Annotated in this window: 1 protein-coding gene; it reads left to right on the top strand. The window is 67.5% G+C overall.

The features are described 5' to 3' along the window. Positions 1 to 55: 55 nt before the first annotated feature. Positions 56 to 1,087, top strand: a 1,032-nt coding sequence (locus tag C8D89_RS28655; protein WP_116711548.1) for an IS630 family transposase, incomplete at its 3' end; no start/stop codon positions are given.

Genomic DNA, 1,087 nt, shown 5'->3' with positions numbered 1-1,087 from the left:
CTAGTGTCGCGCGTCGTTAGTTGATTCACGTTCGTGCAGATGAGATCTTGGTTGCATGACCTCTTCGGGGTTGGTGATCAGCGACGAAGATCGAGCCGCGTTGGAGTCGTGGCTGCGGTCGAGCACGGTCAGCGCTGGGCTGGTCGAGCGGGCGCGGATCGTGCTGACGGTGGCCGGTGGGGCGGGGACGGCGGTCACGGCCCGCCAGGTCGGGGTGTCGCGGCCGACGGTGATCAAGTGGCGGGACCGGTTCGCGGCGCGGGGCCTGGCCGGGCTGGCCGACGAGCCGCGCAGCGGGCGCCCGAAGACCATCGACGACTCCGCGATCATCGCGGCCACCTTGGACGCCCCGCCAGAGAAGCTGGGGGTCACGCACTGGTCCTCGCGGCTGCTGGGCCGACACCTCGGGATCGGGGACGCGACGGTGGCGCGGGCCTGGCGGCGGTATCACGTGCAGCCCTGGCGGACCGAGACGTTCAAGTTCTCCACCGACCCCGAACTCGAGGCCAAGGTCCACGACGTGGTCGGGCTGTATCTGAACCCGCCCGAGAACGCCGTGGTGCTCTGCGTGGACGAGAAATCACAGATCCAAGCATTGAACCGGACCGCGCCGATGCTGCCGATGCGTCCCGGGCTGCCGGCGCGAGCCACCCACGACTACAAGCGCAACGGCACCACCACGCTGTTCGCCGCGCTCGAGGTCGCCACCGGGCGAGTGACCGACCGCTGCTATGACCGGCACGGCAAAGCCGAGTTCCTCGACTTCCTCAAGAAGGTCGCCAAGGCCTATCCCCGTCGCGAGCTGCACGTGGTCCTGGACAACTACCACACCCACAAGCACGCCGAGATCAACAACTGGCTGGCCAAGAACCCGCGGGTCACCCTGCACTTCACCCCGACCTCGGGCTCCTGGCTCAACCTGGTCGAGGTGTTCTTCGGGATCATCACCCGCCAGGCCATTCGACGCGGCTCGTTCGACAGCGTCGCCCAGCTCATCGAGAAGATCCGCACCTTCATCGACGGCTGGAACGACCGCTGCCACCCCTTCACGTGGACCAAGACCGCCGAAGAGATCCTGCCCCACGCC

The sequence above is a fragment of the Actinomycetospora cinnamomea genome, assembly GCF_003096675.1.
GTDB lineage: Bacteria > Actinomycetota > Actinomycetes > Mycobacteriales > Pseudonocardiaceae > Actinomycetospora > Actinomycetospora cinnamomea.
The sequence above is the reverse complement of the archived record's forward strand: the minus strand, read 5'-3'. Positions and strand labels throughout refer to the sequence as shown.